The following is a 17,067-nucleotide window of genomic DNA, read 5'->3' on the forward strand; positions in this document are numbered from 1 at the left end:
TTTTCTTTGGTCAAGCAACCACCCTTTTTACTTCACGTGCGACAGTTATTCCGGTATGGACCACCCCCTTAAGTGCGGCTTTCCTTTTGCTCGATTAGCCTTTCACGCTGCCGATCATGACGCCTTTGACAAAATAACGCTGAATAAACGGATAGACGACGAGCAGCGGCAGCGAGGCAATCACGATGACGCCATACTTTAACAAACTGGCTACCCGCTGCTGGACTTCCGCCGATTCCACATCGGTCACGAATTGGCTGGCCAGCTCATTTTGGATGACCAAAATGTTGCGCAGCACCAGCTGAAGCGGATATTTGCTCTCATCTCCCAGATAGATAAGCGCATCGAAGAACGAGTTCCAATAGCCTACGGCGTAGAACAATGCCAATACGGCGATAATGGCCTTCGAGAGCGGGAGCACGATTTTGGCAAAAAAGGTGATATCCGAGCATCCATCGATCTTCGCTTGCTCGAGCAGCTCGTTTGGAATCGTATCTTGGAAAAACGACCGTGCGATGATGACATTAAATAGCGAAACAGCCTTGGGCAGAATTAATGCCCACATCGTATTGATCAAGTGCAGCTTCTTGATGACGAGATAAGTAGGAATCAGCCCGCCGGAGAAGAACATCGTAATAAGCAGGTACACCATGATCGTGTTCCGCCCATATAAGTCTCTGCGCGATAAGGCATATCCGGCCAGGACGGTGAACGTCACGTTAATAACGGTCCCAACGCTCGTGTACAAAATGGTATTCTGGTACCCGCGCCAGATACTGCTCTCTTGAATAATGCGGGAGTAACCCTCCATCGTGATGCCTTTCGGCCAAATCCACATCTCGCCATTAAGAACGGACGAGGGATTGCTTATGGAAGCGATAAAGACGAAATACAAAGGATACAGCACAATAAGCGCGATGACCGATAGAATCGAATAGTTCAGGATGTCGAATAGAAGATCGTTTCGCGACCTTAAGTGTGATTTTGTCTGACCGACGGACACGGTTCGTCCCTCCTAGAATAAGCTTGTATTGGACAGTTTTTTGGCGGCTTTGTTAACGGCCAAGAGCAGCACAAGATTGATAACGGAGTTGAATAAACCCACCGCCGCGGAGAAGCTGTATTGAGACTGCTTCAGCCCCACCTTGTACACATAGGTCGATATAATTTCCGAGCTCGGTAGATTCATCGGCGTCTGCAGCAGATAGGCCTTCTCGAAACCAACGCCCATCACATTGCCGACCGCGAGAATCAAGAGAATAATAGCCGTAGGCATAATCGAAGGCAGATCGACATTCAAGATGCGCTGCCACTTCGTCGCGCCGTCTACGATGGCCGCTTCATGAATTTCAGGATTCACGCCTGCCAAGGCCGCTAGATAGACGATGGCGCTGAAACCTGTCGCTTGCCAGACATCCGATAAGATGTAAATCGCTTTGAAATACTCCGGTTTAGACATAAACAGAATCGGATCATTGCCGGTCAGATGCACAATCGCCTGATTGATGATCCCTGTAGGCGAGAGGAAGACCAGAATCATGCCAGACAAGACGACAGTCGAGATAAAGAACGGGGCATAAACCGTCGTCTGAACGAACTTCTTAAATCGCAAGTTGGAAACTTGGTTCAACATCAACGCAAGAACGATCGGCAGAGGGAATGTCACGATGAGGCCAAGTACGCTAAGACCAAGCGTATTGCCAACCACCTCTTTGAAGTTATAGGAAGTAAAGAATCGCTCAAAGTGCTCGAAACCTGCCCATGGACTCCCTAAAATCCCTTTCGTAACGGAGAAATCCTTAAACGCGATGATGACCCCGTACATCGGCCAATAAGCGAAAATCGCAAAATACAAAAGCGTGGGCAGCAAAAAAAGATAAAGCTGATAATTGTTCGCAATCGATTTTAGTCGCCTAGACTTCAAGTGGACTTGCCTCACTTTCAAATTATTTTGAAACGTTTCCATTTTCACGTTTAGTTGCCCCCTTTTTCAAGAATAGGAAACGGTTACATCTTCTGTTTTTGAAACGTTTCCATTTTTCGGATCAGGTGATGATCCGTTTTATTATTTTTGAAACGTTTCCAAATTGCCGGGAAAAAATCAGGCCCTGCGTAATTAGCTCTACGTTGTTTCTCCGGGCCTGAACTGTACGGGAAGCCTAACTGTGTCTAGCGGGACCGCCGCTCCAGCGATTCGGCTTAAAAGCAGCCTTACCGAGGTGCGGGCCATCTCCTCTACCGGCTGGCGAATCGTCGATAGGATGGGATGAAAAAGCGTGCTGTCTTGGATGCCGTCAAAACCGATGACTTTCACGTCCTGCGGTACCCGAATACCGTATTTCTGCGCTTGATCAATATACTTGGCTGCAAAGATATCCGTGATGGCAAATACGCCATCCACCTCGCGGTGCTCCCTAACCTTGAAGAAATTCCCGAAATACTTCAGATCATCCATGACCGGGTCCGGCTCTTCATAGACAGTATAGTCTAGACCTAGCGACTCCGCTTCATCGATGAATCCCTTCTTCCGAAGCATGGTCTCGCTGAACACGGATGTTACGACGCCCAGGAAAGCAGGCTTACGAACACCAGCCTTGTACAACTCCCGCATGGCAATCCGGCCGCCGGTGTAATTATCCGCCGTTACGCATGGAACGGATTTAGAAAAATGGCGATCGATACTCACAATCGGGATCTCCGTATCGAGACTGCTCTCGATATCGTTATACGTAATCCCGAGAACCCCGGCTACCTTATTCTGGCTGAGCATATCGAAGTAATACAATTCCTTGGACGGCTTGCCTCCGCTGTTGCACAAGATCAATTTGTAGCCTTCACGGTCCAATTCATCTTCGATATAATAAGCAAGCTCGGAGAAAAACGGATTCCATATGCTCGGAAGCAACAGCGCGACTAAATTTGATTTTTGCATCTTGAAGTTTCTGGCGATTTCATTCGGGACATAATTTAACTGCTTAATCGCTGCCAGAACCTTTTCCCGCGTCTTCGGCTTGACCGATGGCTGATTGTTAATGACACGCGATACGGTTCCGACCCCAACGCCAGCCAATTCCGCAACATCTTTCAAATTGGACAATCTGATTCCTCCTGATGCATGAAGCCTCTTTCCTTGATATCCATATACTAACACCATTTTGGAAACGTTTCAATATCGACTTTCAAAAAAACTTCCACCATTGATCAGGCGCTCGAACCGCCGCCATCGTTCGGCATGGATCTGCCGGCAGAGGGTTAGCCTTAGACAAATATAATCGCGGCAATCCGTTCAGCGATCGCCGCGATGAAGTCAACCGGATAGTAGCGTGCCAAGAAGATTATGGGCCACCGATCAAGTCTCTCCTCACTCCTGTCGGTCACCAGCACGGTGTCGCCAATGGCCAAGAACCGCGGCTTGCTTATACGCCCGATCCGCTTCGTTCTATTTGACTGTCTAAAGCTGGATAGTCCGTATAGCCGCGACGCCCCGCGCCATAAATAGTCGTTCGATCCGGTTGATTGAGAGGCGCGCCTGTTTGAATTCGTTCGACGACATCCGGATTTGCCAGCGCCCATATACCGATTGGCGCCATATCCGCAAGCCCTGCATCAATATCGGCGGCCAGTTGATCGAGCGGCCGACCTGCGCGATTCACCAGCAGCGGCCCTCTCCAGGTTGAACGGATGTCACGCAGCAAGACCTCGTCTTCCTTTTGAGCGACGTGAAGATAGGCCAGATGTAATTTGGCCAGCTCCTTGACCAGGTAACGGTACGTATCGGGACCGCTGCTTCCTTCATTGATACCGCCGAGCGTATTTCCTGGAGAAATGCGGAATCCGGTACGATCTGCACCGATTTCTTCCACGATCGCTTTCGTGACCTCGAGGGTAAAACGTGCTCGATTCTCAATCGATCCGCCGTATTCATCCGTACGCGTATTGCTGTTCTCAGATAGAAATTGTTGAATCAAGTACCCATTGGCCCCATGGATTTCCACTCCGTCGGCACCCGCTCGGATCGCGGCTAAGGCTGATCTGGCATGATCCTCGACCGTTTGTTTGATTTCAGCCAACGAAAGCTCGCGAGGAACGGGAATATCCTGCATGCCGGTCGCCGTGTAGATCTGCGTGCCGGGGGCGATAGCCGATGGAGCGACCGGTTGTCGATGATGAGGCGTATTATCCGGATGCGACATCCGGCCGGCATGCATCATTTGAATGAAGAGATTGCCCCCTGCAGCGTGTACGCGATCGGTTACTCGCCTCCAGCCCTCGACATGCGCAGTCGTATAAATGCCAGGCGAGTTCATGTAACCTTGCCCGTCGTCGGAAGGCTGCGTGCCTTCGCTGATTAATAGGCCCAGCGATGCGCGCTGCTCGTAATATTCCGCCATGATATCGGTCGGGGATCCATCGCTCAGCGCCCGCGATCTCGTCATCGGCGCCATGGCTAAACGGTGAGATAATTGCATACGACCAACTTTAATCGGGCTCCATAATTTCGTTGTCATTGTAATCGCTCCTTTATTTTAGGTTGCCGGCAATGTATTAACCGTAACGCCATTTTATGTAGCTGGCAACACATTTGGCGGGATTATTTCATTCCTCTCATGCTACCAACCGCTGATCGTACCTGATGTCGACGCCTTTGCCTTCCGGTCGACTAGGAAAACGACAATGATGACCGGACTATCCGTGCGCAGAATCGGTGGAGCGTCATCATCGTCAACGATGAAACCATCTCCTTTAGCAAGAGCATGCCCCTCGACCTCGACGCTCCCGCGCATGATATAAACAAAGGGACTCATCCCCTCCGCTTCGGGAATCCTCAGCTCTTCCCCTTCCCGCGCATGGATGTCATACATCATCACTTGATTACGGAAAATAAGCGGGGCCCCGGAACCCTCGGGTCCGGCGATAAATTGCCAAGTTCCGTTCGCATAATCTGCAGGACGAGCATAGAACTGCACCCCCGGCGGCAAATCCTGCTCCTGCGGCCGCACAAAAATCTGCAAGGCTTCAAGCGTCTCCTCCATATTGGTCTCCTCGTGGGAAAAGCCGCTTCCTGCATTCATGAGCATCAGCACATTCCTCGACAGCGCGTTCACGGCGCCGCTTGAATCGAGATGGGCGATCTTCCCGCTAATGAAATAGCTTAGAATTTCGTCATTCCGATGCTCATGCATCGGAACCGTGTTGTTTGCTCTTAACGTCGCATGATCAACTACACTTAACGGCCCGAACGCTCCGTCAAGACGGGAAGATGCCGCAGCCTTACCGGGTCTGATTCGTCTGATTTGAAATGGACCGCCTGCTCCCATCGTTGGGGTTTGATTGGCATACAAGATTTGAACCAAAGAATCACGCTCCTTTCGCAATCGCAGTCTCATTTTTGAATATATGTTGCCGACAACATAAATGTAACAGAATAACGTATGGTCGGCAACATATTTTTGTGCGACATTCTTGTCATTTTATTTTTACGCATGTATAATAACGACACGATTGGAGGTTGTACCGATGGAGCACCTGAACGAGGAAGCACCTAGCAGACAACACGATGATAAAGAACTGAATACCGCGCAGCGATATCCCGTCAGCTTCTCCATTTTCGCGTTGGCACGTTCGCATCGCGCTCTGGCGGGACAAATGCTGCGCGATATCGGATTATTTCCAGGGCAGGAAATCATGCTTTTGCAGCTATGGGATAAAGATGGCCAGTCCCAGCAAAGCTTGGGCCGCACCATCGGCGTCGACCATTCTACCGTCGCCAAGTCGGTCAAACGACTCGAGGAGTCCGGGCTCGTGACGCGTACCCGCTCGCCGGAAGATGGGCGCGTAACGCTCGTGTGGCTTACCGAAGCCGGCCGCAGCCTCGAAGCAAAGGTAAACGGCATCTGGGAAGAGCTCGAGCGGATCACAGTCAACGGACTGACCGAGGCAGAGCGAAAGCAGCTTGCAGCATTGGCACAACGCATTGCCTCTTCTGTTGATTCAGCCATTAAAAACTAAAAGCCGAATGCTCCTTTTTGGGGATATCGGCTTTTCTTGGCGCAAGAATAATGACGGCGAACGCAATTGGCACGTTGACCAAGACAGGTCTGCGTTCCGATTTTTATTTTGACCAATCGTTCTGATTAAGACAAAAAGGAATGAAGCACCTTGCGACGCTTCATACCTGTTCCAGTACGGACAGCGTAACCGCGGTAATCTGATCGATGACGAGCGGGTCGTCCGTTAATTTGGCGACTTGCGTCAGCCCATAACGCACATGGTACAAGTACCGCATCAAGGCCCGCCTATCCCGGTTCGGGCTGAATTCGCCCTGCCGCTGGCCGCGCACCAACGCCTCGTATAGCGCCTCGGTTTGTCATGGTTCGTTCCTCCAATTAGTTGGTTTTATATTCAGATCATTCAGTTCGAAATCCACGAATAAAAATATGCGTTCGCGCCGTCCCGCTTCAACACCCTCTACACGTAATGAACGGATCTACCTTCTAATGCCGAATCGACAATAAGGCCGAAATCCAACTGTTTGGAAATAAGCGCCTTCTCCCGCGGGTTCCATAACGCATCCCTATCTCCCACCGGAGGCTGGAGCTTGCCCGGTCGGGGATGAACGAGCTACGGTATGCCTTCAGCGCTTTAGACAATCCGTCGGCGTAAATGTAGACATGTTTTCAACTCCGTTTCATACTAGACCGATTATTCCGAAATAATGTATAGTAACCGAGGCTAATAACTCTTGCAATGCTTCATCCGCAAAGCGGTCGCTTCGTTCCGTCCCAAGTCGGAGAACACGACACGACCCGAGCCCGATTATGGCGGCCGCTATTTGCTGTAGGATGAATAGGGGCTGTAATAAGTTTCCATCCAACCGCCTTATCAATCCTTTTCGATCGCCAATAATCAATAGGAGGTATAGATTGCGTTATGACTGCTTTACCGCAACAGGCCCCGGGCGGGGAAGTTTCACACCGCGCATATGAAACGCTGGTCACTCCCTATCTGAACGAACTGCACGGCTACTGCTGCTTTCTGACCCGGTCCGCTTGGGATGGCGAAGACCTCCTGCAGGATACGCTCTACAAGTTCTATCGTTATTCGCTGCGCCAGCCGCTTATCAAGGATGCGAAAAATTTGCTTTTTTGCATCGCGCGCAATTTGTGGATCGATCAGTTCCGTCGTCAAAAAAAGCAGCATGCCGCCATGCTCGTCGCTCCCCTTCCACCGATTAGTTACGTGGATACGAATTATTGCGAGGTGACCGCCGTACTGGAGTGGCTGGCGGAACGACTTCCGGAACGCCAACTGAGCATATGGCTGCTGGCGAATTATTTCGGCTATTCGATGCGCGAGATTGCTTTGGAAATCAACACCACCATTCCGACGGTCAAGGCGGTTTTGTTCCGTACCCGTGAACTTATACGCGGCAACCGATCGGTTGAAATCCGAAAGGTGATTCGGCCCGAAGTGGAACATTGGAGCAAAGCCATCATCCGGGAATGCCCGCAGACCATTATCCGGGGGAGGCTGACCGTTTGAATGCGCTCATTCGTTTTTCGATGAACAAAATCGCCGCCATCATGATCATGATCACGATCTTGTTCGGCGGCGGCCTGTTTGCCGGAAGCTCCCTCAAAGTCGAAAACATGCCGGACGTTTCCTTTCCTTATTTATTCATTACAACGGCTTATCCCGCATCGCCGCAGGACGTCATGACGCTGGTCACGGCGCCGATTGAAACGAAAATCGCGAATATGCCGGACCTGGAACTGATCTCTTCCACGTCCAATGACGGACTTTCTTCGATATCGCTTCAATTCCGGAACGGCATCGATGTCGATAAGACCAAGCAAGAGCTGGAGAGCTTGGTGCAGGAGATCGACCTTCCGGCATCCGCCAGCAGGCCCAAAGTGGCTTCCGTCGGTTTTGCCTCCATCCCGGCTTATTATCTTGCCGTCTACGCCGATGAAGGCATGTCGCAGCTCGAGCTCGACCGGATTTTTGAAGAGAAGCTCAAACCGGGCTTTGAAGCCCTGGGCGGCATTGACCATCTGGATGCCATTGGAAGCCGCTCCTCCTCGCTTGATATCCAGATTGACGCCGGCGCGGTAACCGCCTACGGCATGTCCCTTCCCCTCGTAACGAATGCGATACAAGGCGCGCTCCAGGGAGGATCTGTCGGCAGCGTGAAGCTGGACGGGCATACGCAGACCGCCCGCGTGACCGGGAATCTGGACAGCACCTACAACCTGCATCATCTGGAGATGACCACGCCCGGCGGCCAAACGCTGCTGCTTCGCGACATCGCCAAAATTAAAATGATCCACGCTTCCGAATTCGTCGCCAGAATCGACGGAAAGCCGGCCATCGGCGTTCATCTCTACAAAACAAAAGCGGCCAATGCGGTTCATTTCTCGAACGAAACCAACGCGCTGCTCGAACAATGGGCCGACGCGTATCCGGACATTCATTTCAAAAAAGTGTATGATGCCGCGGATGAAGTCACGGAATCGATCAGCGGCCTTCTTCGCGAAGGATTGATCGGGATTGCGCTCGCCTCGCTCATGATACTGGTGTTCCTGCGCAATTTCCGGATGACGCTCATCGTCCTGGTATCCATTCCGCTGTCCATCCTCATTACCCTCATGATGATGCACGGCATGAACCTTACCCTTAACGTCATGTCGCTGGGCGGGATGTTTATTGCGGTCGGCCGGATCGTGGACGACAGCATCGTCGTGATCGAGAGCGTATATACCCATTTGCAGCGGGCTCAGGAGCGGAATGAATCCGTCATTCTGCTGGCCACCCGGCAAGTGGCCATGGCCATCAGCTCTTCGACCTTTGTCACGGCCGGCGTATTCCTGCCCATTGCATTCGTAGACGGGTTCGTCGGGGACTTTTTCCGCCCGTTCGCGATAACCGTTGCCTGCGCGCTAATGGCTTCGCTGCTCGTCGCGCTTACCGTCATCCCGATGATGGCCAAGTTAATGGTCCTGCGGGGCGCTTCGGGCCAGCATGAGACCCAGGAGCACGCGCCGGGCAGAACGGCTTTAGCCTACGATCGCCTGCTGCGCTGGTGTCTGAAGCATCGCATCAAGACGATGTTAACCGCGCTCTTGATGCTCGTCGTGACCCTCGCGGTTACGATTCCCAATCTGGCCGTCGCCGAATTGCCGGAGAACAAGACGGACCGCCAGATGAATTTTACGATCAAATTGCCCACCGAGACGCCGTTCGATAGCACGAACCTGCTCGCCGAGCGCATCGAGTCGCTCCTCAAGGAGAAGAAAGGCGACAACGGAGAGCCGCTCTTTACCTTCGTCGAAGCGCTCGTTGGATACGATTGGGGCACCGAAAATGTCCCCTACGCGCTGGAAATTCTGACTGAAGTACAACAATCGGCCGATCCGCGCGCCACCAAAGCGGCGTATGAGCAAATGATCGCCGCCCAGCTTCCCGAAGGCTCCAAAGTACTGCCCGGTTCCCTCGCGGGCGGAACAGGGTATGTCACGACCGATTTCTCTTACGTGCTGTACGGCGAAGATCAGCTGCAGCTTGCAGAAGCGGCGGCCCGGATCGAACGGCAGCTGAAGACCTTCCCGGAGCTGCTCGAGATCAAGACCAGTCTCGGCGAAGCCAGAACGGAGCTCAAGATTGCCGTCAATCCATCCAATGCCCGATTGTTCGGCCTCAGCCCGGCCGGCATCCGGCAAGCCGTCGGCGAATGGATCGCGGTCCAACCGCTGGGGGACGTCCGTTTCGACAACATCGTGTATAAGACGAAGCTGGAACTCGACCCGGCCGATAAAGCATCCATCGAGATGTTAGCGCAGCTCCCGCTGCAATCCGCGACAGGCGTCATCGTTAAGCTTGGCGAGGTGGCGACCTTAAGCAAGGTTAAGGCACCGCTCGAGCTGAACCGGGAAGATCAGAAGCTTATGGTCAAAATCACGGCCGTCATCGATTCGCCGGATAAGGCCGGCGTGAGCGCCAAGGTATCCGAAGCGCTGCGCGCCGTCAAACTGCCGGTCGGCGTTAGTACCGACGTGAAGGGCGCATCGGAAGATATCGCCGCGAGCTTCTCCAAGCTGTTCGTGGCTATGGGGGCCGCGACCGCCATCGTCTACCTCATCATGGTGCTCGCCTTCGGTAACGCGGGTACGCCATTCGCGATTCTATTCGCGCTGCCGCTTGCCGTCATCGGCGGCTTGCTGGGGCTGTGGATTGCGAACGAATCGATTAATATCACGTCGCTCATCGGCTTCATGATGCTGATCGGGATTGTCGTGACCAACGCGATCGTCCTGCTCGAACGTACCGAGCAGCTTAGAAAAGAAGGCCTATCGGCAAGAGAAGCGCTGCTTGAATCCGGAAGGGTCCGTTTACGCCCTATCCTGATGACCGCTGGAGCGACCATCGCGGCGATGATTCCGCTTGCGCTCGGTTTCTCGCATGGTACGCTCATTTCCAAGGGATTGGCCGTGGTCGTCATCGGCGGGCTGTTGACCTCCACCTTTCTGACGCTGGTCGTGGTGCCGGTCGTCTATGAATGGATCGAAGCCGTCAAAGAACGGTTGTCCCGCACTTTCAAACGGGATGCGCACCGCACGCTGCTCAATAATACGGAACAAGGATAAATGCTCTAATGGGAGGTTTGGACGATGCGTGAAATTATTCAGCGGGCTACAGGACGCCAAACGCGGAGAGCCGCCATCGTGCTGCTGGCTGCGGCGACCATCGCCTCGGGCTGCTCGGAACCGTCCGTGACTGCAGACAACGGGGATTCCGAAGCCGCCGCGCAAGTAACCGTACAGGTCGCCACGGTAGCCGCTCGCAGTATGGGCGATCCGCGCGAACAGATCGCGGAAGTCAGCGCGGCGGTGAAACTGGAGGTGATCGCCAAGAGCGGCGGGAAGGTTACCGCCGTCCGCGCGCGGAACGGCGAACAAGTCAAGAAAGGCGATGTGCTCGTCGAATTCGACGCCCGCGGCGCGCTGCTCGAGCGGGAGAGAGCGGCTCTTGCCTATGAGCGCGCGAAGGAGTCGCTTGCAAGCTCCATGGCGGAAGCCAAGCTGAGTCGGCAGAAGGCCGTCGACACCGTGAAGCAATTAGAGAATCAACTGAAGCAGCAGATGCGGGAAGCGGACACGCTCCCGGCAGAGGAGACGCGGAGAAACCTGCAGGCCGCACAGATGCAGTTAGAAGCGCTCGAGGCCGTAAGCCCGGTTACGGAAGCACAGTCGCAAGTCGATTCGGCGCGTCTTACGCTGCAGTCCATGGAGCTCGCGTTGGAACCCTATATCATTAAGGCGCCATCTGACGGCATCATGTCCGATATGACCCTGCAAGAAGGGATGGAGCTCAATCCCGGGACGTCGATCGGCACGCTTCAAAAGCTGGATCGAATCAAGTTAAAGGCCCAGTTGGCTGAGCACGCGCTACAGCTTGTCGGGAGCAAGCAAGCCCTGATGTACTATACCTTCGAAGAACCGGGCGAGCTCAAGAAGGCTCAGGTCGTCTATCTGGGACAGCTCCCGGATCCGGTGACGAAGCTGTATCCGCTCGAGCTTGAAGCCGGCAATTCGGACGGCTCCTTAAAAGCGGGGGCCCGGGTTCACGTTCAGCTCACCACCGCGGAGGAAGAGAATGTGGCGGCGGTTCCTTTTCTCAGCATCATGAGGGAGGGGGAGTCGGCCTTTGTTTATCGGCTCGACGGGAATACCGTCCGGAAACAACCCGTAGCTCTTGGTCGGGTGAAAGAAACCTATCAAGAAGTACTTAGCGGACTGGAACAGGGCGATCGCGTTGTCGTGTCGGGACAGCAGACGTTGGAAGACGGCCAACAGCTCGATCTTAAATTAGTCGAGGACCTCTCGTCCCCAGCTTCCCCCTCTCCGACCGAATCGGAATAAAATTATGGAGAAAGTGCAGCCGCGCAGGAAAGGGCTGCATTTTCTCATCGTATTCGTTTAATAAGCCATCCACTTATTTGTTCTTAACCTCGCAGAAACGGAATAATCGGGAACAGTCGTTTTTAATATTCCCATTCCGCCAAATCCTGCATTAAATTTCTCGCAAAAACGAGCTGCTCCACCGTGTACTTATCCAGAAACTTCATGAACCTCTCTTCAATCTCATGATGGAGCCGATTGTGAATGAGATGAACTTTTTGGCCTTTTGGAGTCAAGCTATAATAGACTTCCTTTTTATTATCATTAATCTGCTGTCTCTTGATCAACTCGAGCTTCAGCAGCTTTTTGCTGATTCTGGTGATGGAGCCTTTGGTCAATCCTGTTTTCTCGGAAATGGAGGTCACATTAATAGGCGCAAAATCTCCTATACACGCGATGAGGTGAATATCCGACAACGTCAGATTGCTCTTTTCGCCAAATTCCTTTTCGAATTTCAGCATCTCTTCGCGCATTCGAACCGCAAACTTGCTTTCCCTCGTCTCCTGTTGGCTGACAAGATGAATAAAGTTTTTGAATATCCACTGTTTAGAAAGATCCGTTGGCTGCATCTGTTCGTCTCCTCTTCGAAAGCCTCTCCTTCCCATTATACATGATTGTTTCGCGGGAAACATTCGTTTCGGCTTACGTTCGGCGTCTTCGTCGACCAAATAATGCCGCTAATCGTCACAAGGGCACCCACTAACTGAACCATACCTATGCTTTCGCCTGATAAGGCGGATATGGTCATCGTTGAGATCGGAACGATATTAAAGAATAAGGAGGTTTGATTCGCGCCGATCCGGGCGATTCCCTGATTCCACCACAAATAAGCCAGTACAGAACAGAATAAAGCCATAAAGATAACGGCGATCCATGCTTCCATGACCTTTGCCGAGGTCGCTCCCCCTGTCGCAAGAGAAGCGTAAGGCAGAAAGAACAATGAACCTACCGTCATGGTTATGGCGGTTGTTGCCAGAGGCGAGCTGTTGCCAACATATTTTTTGCCTAGAATTCCATACAAGGACCAGAGGCCAGTGGCAAGTAGAACGTATGCGTCTCCTTTGGAAATCCCCCCAAGTTCCATGAGGGAACCATTGGTAAGAACTAATAACACGCCCAGCAAAGAAATCACGATTCCCGCTAGCTGGCGAATCCTAATCTTCTCCTTCAAGAAGAAGACAGACAGGCAAATCGTAAGCAGCGGATGGGTAGCTGTTATGAATGACGTATTAATCGGACTTGTCGCCTCTAACCCTTTAAACAAGAACATATTCATGAAGAAGATCCCGACGATCCCCATTAGCAGATAAATGAACGCATAAGGCTTAATCGACGACCAGGCGGGACGCTCCTTTACCCCGTATAGAATAAGAATGACCGCGCCAGCCAAAATAAAGCGCCACGCCGCCACTTGAGTCGGGCTCATCACTTCAACCGCGATCTTGCCCGCGTTAAAGTTCGCTCCCCAAAAAATGGCGGATAACGTAAGCGTAAGATACACTACCGGACGTTTCTTCATCGGTACCCCCCAAGTAAAAAGTCCGGAAAGCTTAGGACAGCATGCTTCCGGACTGAATTTTGTTTCGTTAGAAACAATTCGACTAAAAAAATGATTACGTTCTGCTGATTTGCTCGATTCCTTGTTCAATTCGGTTATACAAATCAGTTTCGTTTCCCGCGATAGCCCATGCAATATAACCGTCCGGACGAACCAGCGCCGTATGTACATCGTCCCAGCCTTTGGCCGGTTCGGCCAATGCCGCATTTACATTTTTAATGCGCCCGCGCTGCTGCTTCCGAACGATCTCTTCCACGCTTGCGTCCGAAGACAGATTCATTAAGACATAGTTACCCTCGCGGAATAGCTCATAGCTGCTGAAGACATCGCCGTTCTCCGAACGCAATCTAATTTCCGCAAGCCGGCGGCCATTTAGTCGATGCGACGATACATCCTCTCGAACATCGTATTGAATATCCACGGCCGCAATCTGACTCGCTAAACGATAATTAGCGTCTGGGCTTTGCAATAATTCGGAGATCATTTGTCGCAGGTGGATCGTTGCAGGTGAAAAATCGGTGCCAAACAGCAGGGTTTGTACGCTTGTATTCTGAAGCAATGCCGTATTGACGGGGAAACGTTCCGCATGGTAACTATCCAGCAACCCCTCGGGAGCCCACCCTTTCACTTCGGCGGCAAGTTTCCATCCCAGATTCATGGCTTCATGCAAGCCCACGTTCATTCCTTGTCCACCGGCCGGGAAATGAATATGGGCAGCATCCCCCGCGAGGAAAAGTCTACCTTCTCTGTAACGCTCGGCTTGACGGGTTGCATTGCCAAAACGAGTCATCCAATAGGGTTCCGATATTCCGAAATCATCCCCGAGCATACGGATCATTCCCGAGCGCAGCTCTTCCAAGGTGACAGGCTGGTCCTTCGGGACTGTTTTTGTTTCCGGATCGATAAAGACGACACGGTGCAGCCCTTTCGAGACGGGAACAATCATAATCATTCCTTGCTCACTAAAGCTGGAAACGACGCTCGTTGCCGGTGGATTTGTGAACACGACATCGCCTTGAACCGCGGTCATGGTGGCATCCGTCCCGTTAAAAGGGATGTTAGCCTGCTTTCGCACAATACTGCCCGCTCCGTCGGCGCCAACCACATAGGCTGCCGTTAATGTCATTTGCCCGCCAGCTCCGGAAGCCGTCACCTCCACGCAATCAGCGCTCTGCGTCACGGACAGGACTTCTATTCCGCGGCGAATATCGGCCCCAAGCGCCCAAGCTCGCTGTTCCAGTACCTTTTCCGTTTCCGACTGGGCGATAAACAAGGAGTAATTCGAGGACGAGTCAATGACGGCAAAGTCCAACCGGGTTGCCAAGCCTGCAAAATGGCCTGTAGGGAGCGGCATTCCGATTTGGAGCAATTCCGATTTCAATCCTCGCAGGTCCATCATCTCTAATGTACGAGGATGGATGCTAAGCGCTCTCGAATAGGGGGTAGTGGCTTCTAGCTTCTCCAATACGCAAACCTTGACATCTGCCAGAGCTAATTCCCCGGCGACCATCATCCCGACTGGACCTCCACCGACTACGATCACATCATAATTCACTTTGCATGACCCCTTTCTTACTTAGAAATGCATACGATCGCATCTACTTCAATTAGCCATTCCTTAAAGGCAAGCGCCTGAACGCCTATAAAAGTGCTTGCCGTAAGCGGCCAGCGGTCGCCGAATACTTCAAAGCCGGCTTTAAAGATCGATTCAACCAAGTCGGGAGTATGGTTCACGACATGAATTTTCATTTGAACCATATTCTCCGGACCAGTCGCGATCGCTTCCAACGCGAGTTGGAGGTTCGTAAACACTTGCTTGGCCTGCCGGCCGTAGTCCCCTTCTCCGATGAGCTCTCCTTTTTCGTTTAACGCGACTTGTCCGGAGATAAAAGCTAACGGGGAAGCGGGAACAACGACGATTTGTGAAATCAGACTCGTCACGGTATGCGTAAGGGTATCGGGGTTTAATTTCTCCATAGGTCATCCTCCTGTTTAAATTTTGTTTTCTACAAAACAAAATAACCGGAAATTAAATTGTTTTGCACGAAACAATTACATAATAACAGTAGTTCTCTCGATACGCAATACCAACGAAATTGTTTTTAACGAAACAATTGTAATAGACGACTGTACTTATTCTCTCCGATTTTCATTCAGCACCGAGGAATTGTGAATGCCGTCACCGAAGCGGCAAGAAAAAACGCCGGGGCATTAGCCCCGGCGCTGCGGACAAACTTGTTAATGACTGAAGAACACAAGTTGGATAAAGAACAGCACGGCGAACAGGTAGAAGATCGGGTGAACGTCGCGCCACTTGCCGCGTACCGCCTTCAGCACCGGATACGCGATGAAGCCGACGCCGATGCCGGTTGCGATGCTGTACGTCAGCGGCATCAAGACGATGATCAGGAACGCGGGAAAGACGACCTCGAAGTCGTTCCACTCGATTTTTTGCACCACGCTGATCATCAGAAAGCCGACGATAATGAGCGACGGCGCCGTAATCGCCGGAATGGCGGCCAGTACGGAGACGAGCGGCGAGAAGAACAGCGTCAGCCCGAGCAGCACGCTCACGGTGACGGCGGTCAGGCCCGTTCTTCCGCCTAACGCAACGCCTGCGCTCGACTCGATGTACGCCGACGTGGGGCTCGTGCCAAGCACCGCACCTGTCGTCGTGCCGACGGCATCCGCCAGCAGCGCGCCGCGCGAGCGCGGGAATTTGCCGTCCTTGAGCAGTCCCGCCTGCTCCGCTACGCCGAGCATCGTGCCGGTCGTGTCGAAGAGCGTGATCAGCAGGAACGTAAAAATAACCGCATACAGACCGTGTGAAAATACGCCGCTCAGGTCCAGCTGCATCGCGGTCGCAGACAGGCCAGTCGGCCAGGCGACAAGCGTGTCCGGAAGCTCGAGCAGGCCCATGAACCAGGCGATCACCGCCGTGACGAGCATGCCGATGAACAGGTAACCCTTCACCCGGTAGGACATCAGGATCAGCGATACCGCAAGCCCGATGATCGTCAGCATCGTCATCGGCTCGGCGAGCTTGCCCAGCGTCAGCAGCGTCGACGGCGAGTGAACGATAATCTTGGCGTTCTGCAGCCCGATGAACGTGATGAACAGGCCAATGCCCGCCGTGATGGCGTGCTTCAGGCTTGGCGGGATCGCGTCCAGCAGCATGTAGCGGAAGGACGTGAGCGACAGCAGGATGAACAGGATGCCCGCGATAAACACCGCGCCAAGCGCCGCCTGCCACGGCACGCCTCCGCCAGACACCACGGTGAAGGCAAAGTACGCGTTTAATCCCATGCCCGGCGCAATGACGATCGGATAATTAGCCCCGAGTCCCATAATCAGCGTCGCCACGATACTGGCAAGCACGGTGGCGATGAATACGCCGTGGAAATCCATGCCCGCCTGGCTCAGAATCCCGGGATTGACGATCACGATATAGACCATCGTGAAAAAGGTCGTGATCCCGGCCAGCACCTCCACCCCCGGCGTCGTGCCCCGCTCCTTCAGTTTGAACCATCGTTCCATCTTACTGTCATCCTC

Annotated in this window: 14 protein-coding genes; 4 read left to right on the forward strand and 10 right to left on the reverse strand. The window is 52.8% G+C overall.

Features of this window, described 5'->3' with window-relative positions:
* Window positions 1-94 precede the first annotated feature (94 nt).
* The 5 genes from ACFSKT_RS24405 to ACFSKT_RS24425 form a co-directional block, all read right to left on the reverse strand.
* Complete coding sequence (locus ACFSKT_RS24405; protein WP_377721046.1) at window positions 95-1,003, reverse strand: carbohydrate ABC transporter permease; 909 nt, start codon at window positions 1,001-1,003, stop codon at window positions 95-97.
* 12 nt (window positions 1,004-1,015) lie between these two features.
* A complete protein-coding gene (locus ACFSKT_RS24410) occupies window positions 1,016-1,966 on the reverse strand; it encodes an ABC transporter permease (RefSeq protein WP_377721133.1) in 951 nt (316 codons plus the stop codon).
* A gap of 156 nt (window positions 1,967-2,122) precedes the next feature.
* Window positions 2,123-3,097: a LacI family DNA-binding transcriptional regulator gene (locus tag ACFSKT_RS24415; RefSeq protein WP_377721045.1), complete on the reverse strand. Its 975-nt coding sequence runs from the start codon at window positions 3,095-3,097 to the stop codon at window positions 2,123-2,125.
* A gap of 319 nt (window positions 3,098-3,416) precedes the next feature.
* Window positions 3,417-4,508, reverse strand: coding sequence for an alkene reductase (locus ACFSKT_RS24420; protein WP_377721044.1), 1,092 nt, complete (start codon window positions 4,506-4,508; stop codon window positions 3,417-3,419).
* A gap of 102 nt (window positions 4,509-4,610) precedes the next feature.
* Entirely contained in the window at window positions 4,611-5,354 is a 744-nt protein-coding gene (locus tag ACFSKT_RS24425; RefSeq protein ID WP_377721043.1) for a pirin family protein, read from the reverse strand.
* A gap of 163 nt (window positions 5,355-5,517) precedes the next feature.
* Between ACFSKT_RS24425 and ACFSKT_RS24430 the strand changes: the two genes are divergently transcribed.
* The 4 genes from ACFSKT_RS24430 (at window position 5,518) to ACFSKT_RS24445 (ending at window position 11,918) form a co-directional block, all read left to right on the forward strand.
* Complete coding sequence (locus tag ACFSKT_RS24430; RefSeq protein WP_377721042.1) at window positions 5,518-6,009, forward strand: MarR family winged helix-turn-helix transcriptional regulator; 492 nt, start codon at window positions 5,518-5,520, stop codon at window positions 6,007-6,009.
* 921 nt (window positions 6,010-6,930) lie between these two features.
* A complete protein-coding gene (locus ACFSKT_RS24435) occupies window positions 6,931-7,542 on the forward strand; it encodes an RNA polymerase sigma factor (RefSeq protein ID WP_377721041.1) in 612 nt (203 codons plus the stop codon).
* Window positions 7,539-10,643 (forward strand): efflux RND transporter permease subunit, encoded by a 3,105-nt coding sequence (locus ACFSKT_RS24440; RefSeq protein WP_377721040.1) that lies wholly within the window; start codon window positions 7,539-7,541, stop codon window positions 10,641-10,643. The genes ACFSKT_RS24435 and ACFSKT_RS24440 overlap by 4 nt, the downstream gene beginning before the upstream one ends.
* Before the next feature lie 24 nt (window positions 10,644-10,667).
* On the forward strand, window positions 10,668-11,918 hold the full coding sequence (locus ACFSKT_RS24445) for an efflux RND transporter periplasmic adaptor subunit (protein ID WP_377721039.1): 1,251 nt from the start codon (window positions 10,668-10,670) through the stop codon (window positions 11,916-11,918).
* Window positions 11,919-12,040: 122 nt separating this feature from the next.
* Here the strand turns inward: ACFSKT_RS24445 and ACFSKT_RS24450 are convergent, their stop codons facing one another.
* The 5 genes from ACFSKT_RS24450 to ACFSKT_RS24470 form a co-directional block, all read right to left on the reverse strand.
* Window positions 12,041-12,526: a MarR family transcriptional regulator gene (locus ACFSKT_RS24450; RefSeq protein ID WP_377721038.1), complete on the reverse strand. Its 486-nt coding sequence runs from the start codon at window positions 12,524-12,526 to the stop codon at window positions 12,041-12,043.
* Between the two features lie 35 nt (window positions 12,527-12,561).
* A complete protein-coding gene (locus ACFSKT_RS24455) occupies window positions 12,562-13,476 on the reverse strand; it encodes a DMT family transporter (protein ID WP_377721037.1) in 915 nt (304 codons plus the stop codon).
* A 94-nt stretch (window positions 13,477-13,570) separates the two neighbouring features.
* Window positions 13,571-15,070: a monooxygenase gene (locus ACFSKT_RS24460; protein WP_377721036.1), complete on the reverse strand. Its 1,500-nt coding sequence runs from the start codon at window positions 15,068-15,070 to the stop codon at window positions 13,571-13,573.
* A gap of 17 nt (window positions 15,071-15,087) precedes the next feature.
* Window positions 15,088-15,492, reverse strand: a complete 405-nt coding sequence (locus ACFSKT_RS24465) for a RidA family protein (RefSeq protein WP_377721035.1) — start codon at window positions 15,490-15,492, stop codon at window positions 15,088-15,090.
* A 261-nt stretch (window positions 15,493-15,753) separates the two neighbouring features.
* Window positions 15,754-17,052: an NCS2 family permease gene (locus tag ACFSKT_RS24470; RefSeq protein WP_377721034.1), complete on the reverse strand. Its 1,299-nt coding sequence runs from the start codon at window positions 17,050-17,052 to the stop codon at window positions 15,754-15,756.
* Between the last annotated feature and the right edge of the window lie 15 nt (window positions 17,053-17,067).

The sequence above is a fragment of the Paenibacillus xanthanilyticus genome, from assembly GCF_042682185.1.
In the GTDB taxonomy this organism is placed as follows: Bacteria; Bacillota; Bacilli; order Paenibacillales; family Paenibacillaceae; genus Paenibacillus_Z; species Paenibacillus_Z xanthanilyticus.

Bases quoted from the DNA above. Each gene is read 5' to 3' on its own strand.
- ACFSKT_RS24420 (WP_377721044.1), bottom strand. From the start codon at position 4,508: ATGACAACGAAATTATGGAGCCCGATTAAAGTTGGTCGTATGCAATTA.
- ACFSKT_RS24430 (WP_377721042.1), top strand. From the start codon at position 5,518: ATGGAGCACCTGAACGAGGAAGCACCTAGCAGACAACACGATGATAAA.
- ACFSKT_RS24435 (WP_377721041.1), top strand. From the start codon at position 6,931: ATGACTGCTTTACCGCAACAGGCCCCGGGCGGGGAAGTTTCACACCGC.
- ACFSKT_RS24450 (WP_377721038.1), bottom strand. From the start codon at position 12,526: ATGCAGCCAACGGATCTTTCTAAACAGTGGATATTCAAAAACTTTATT.
- ACFSKT_RS24455 (WP_377721037.1), bottom strand. From the start codon at position 13,476: ATGAAGAAACGTCCGGTAGTGTATCTTACGCTTACGTTATCCGCCATT.
- ACFSKT_RS24445 (WP_377721039.1), top strand. From the start codon at position 10,668: ATGCGTGAAATTATTCAGCGGGCTACAGGACGCCAAACGCGGAGAGCC.
- ACFSKT_RS24470 (WP_377721034.1), bottom strand. From the start codon at position 17,052: ATGGAACGATGGTTCAAACTGAAGGAGCGGGGCACGACGCCGGGGGTG.
- ACFSKT_RS24465 (WP_377721035.1), bottom strand. From the start codon at position 15,492: ATGGAGAAATTAAACCCCGATACCCTTACGCATACCGTGACGAGTCTG.
- ACFSKT_RS24410 (WP_377721133.1), bottom strand. From the start codon at position 1,966: ATGGAAACGTTTCAAAATAATTTGAAAGTGAGGCAAGTCCACTTGAAG.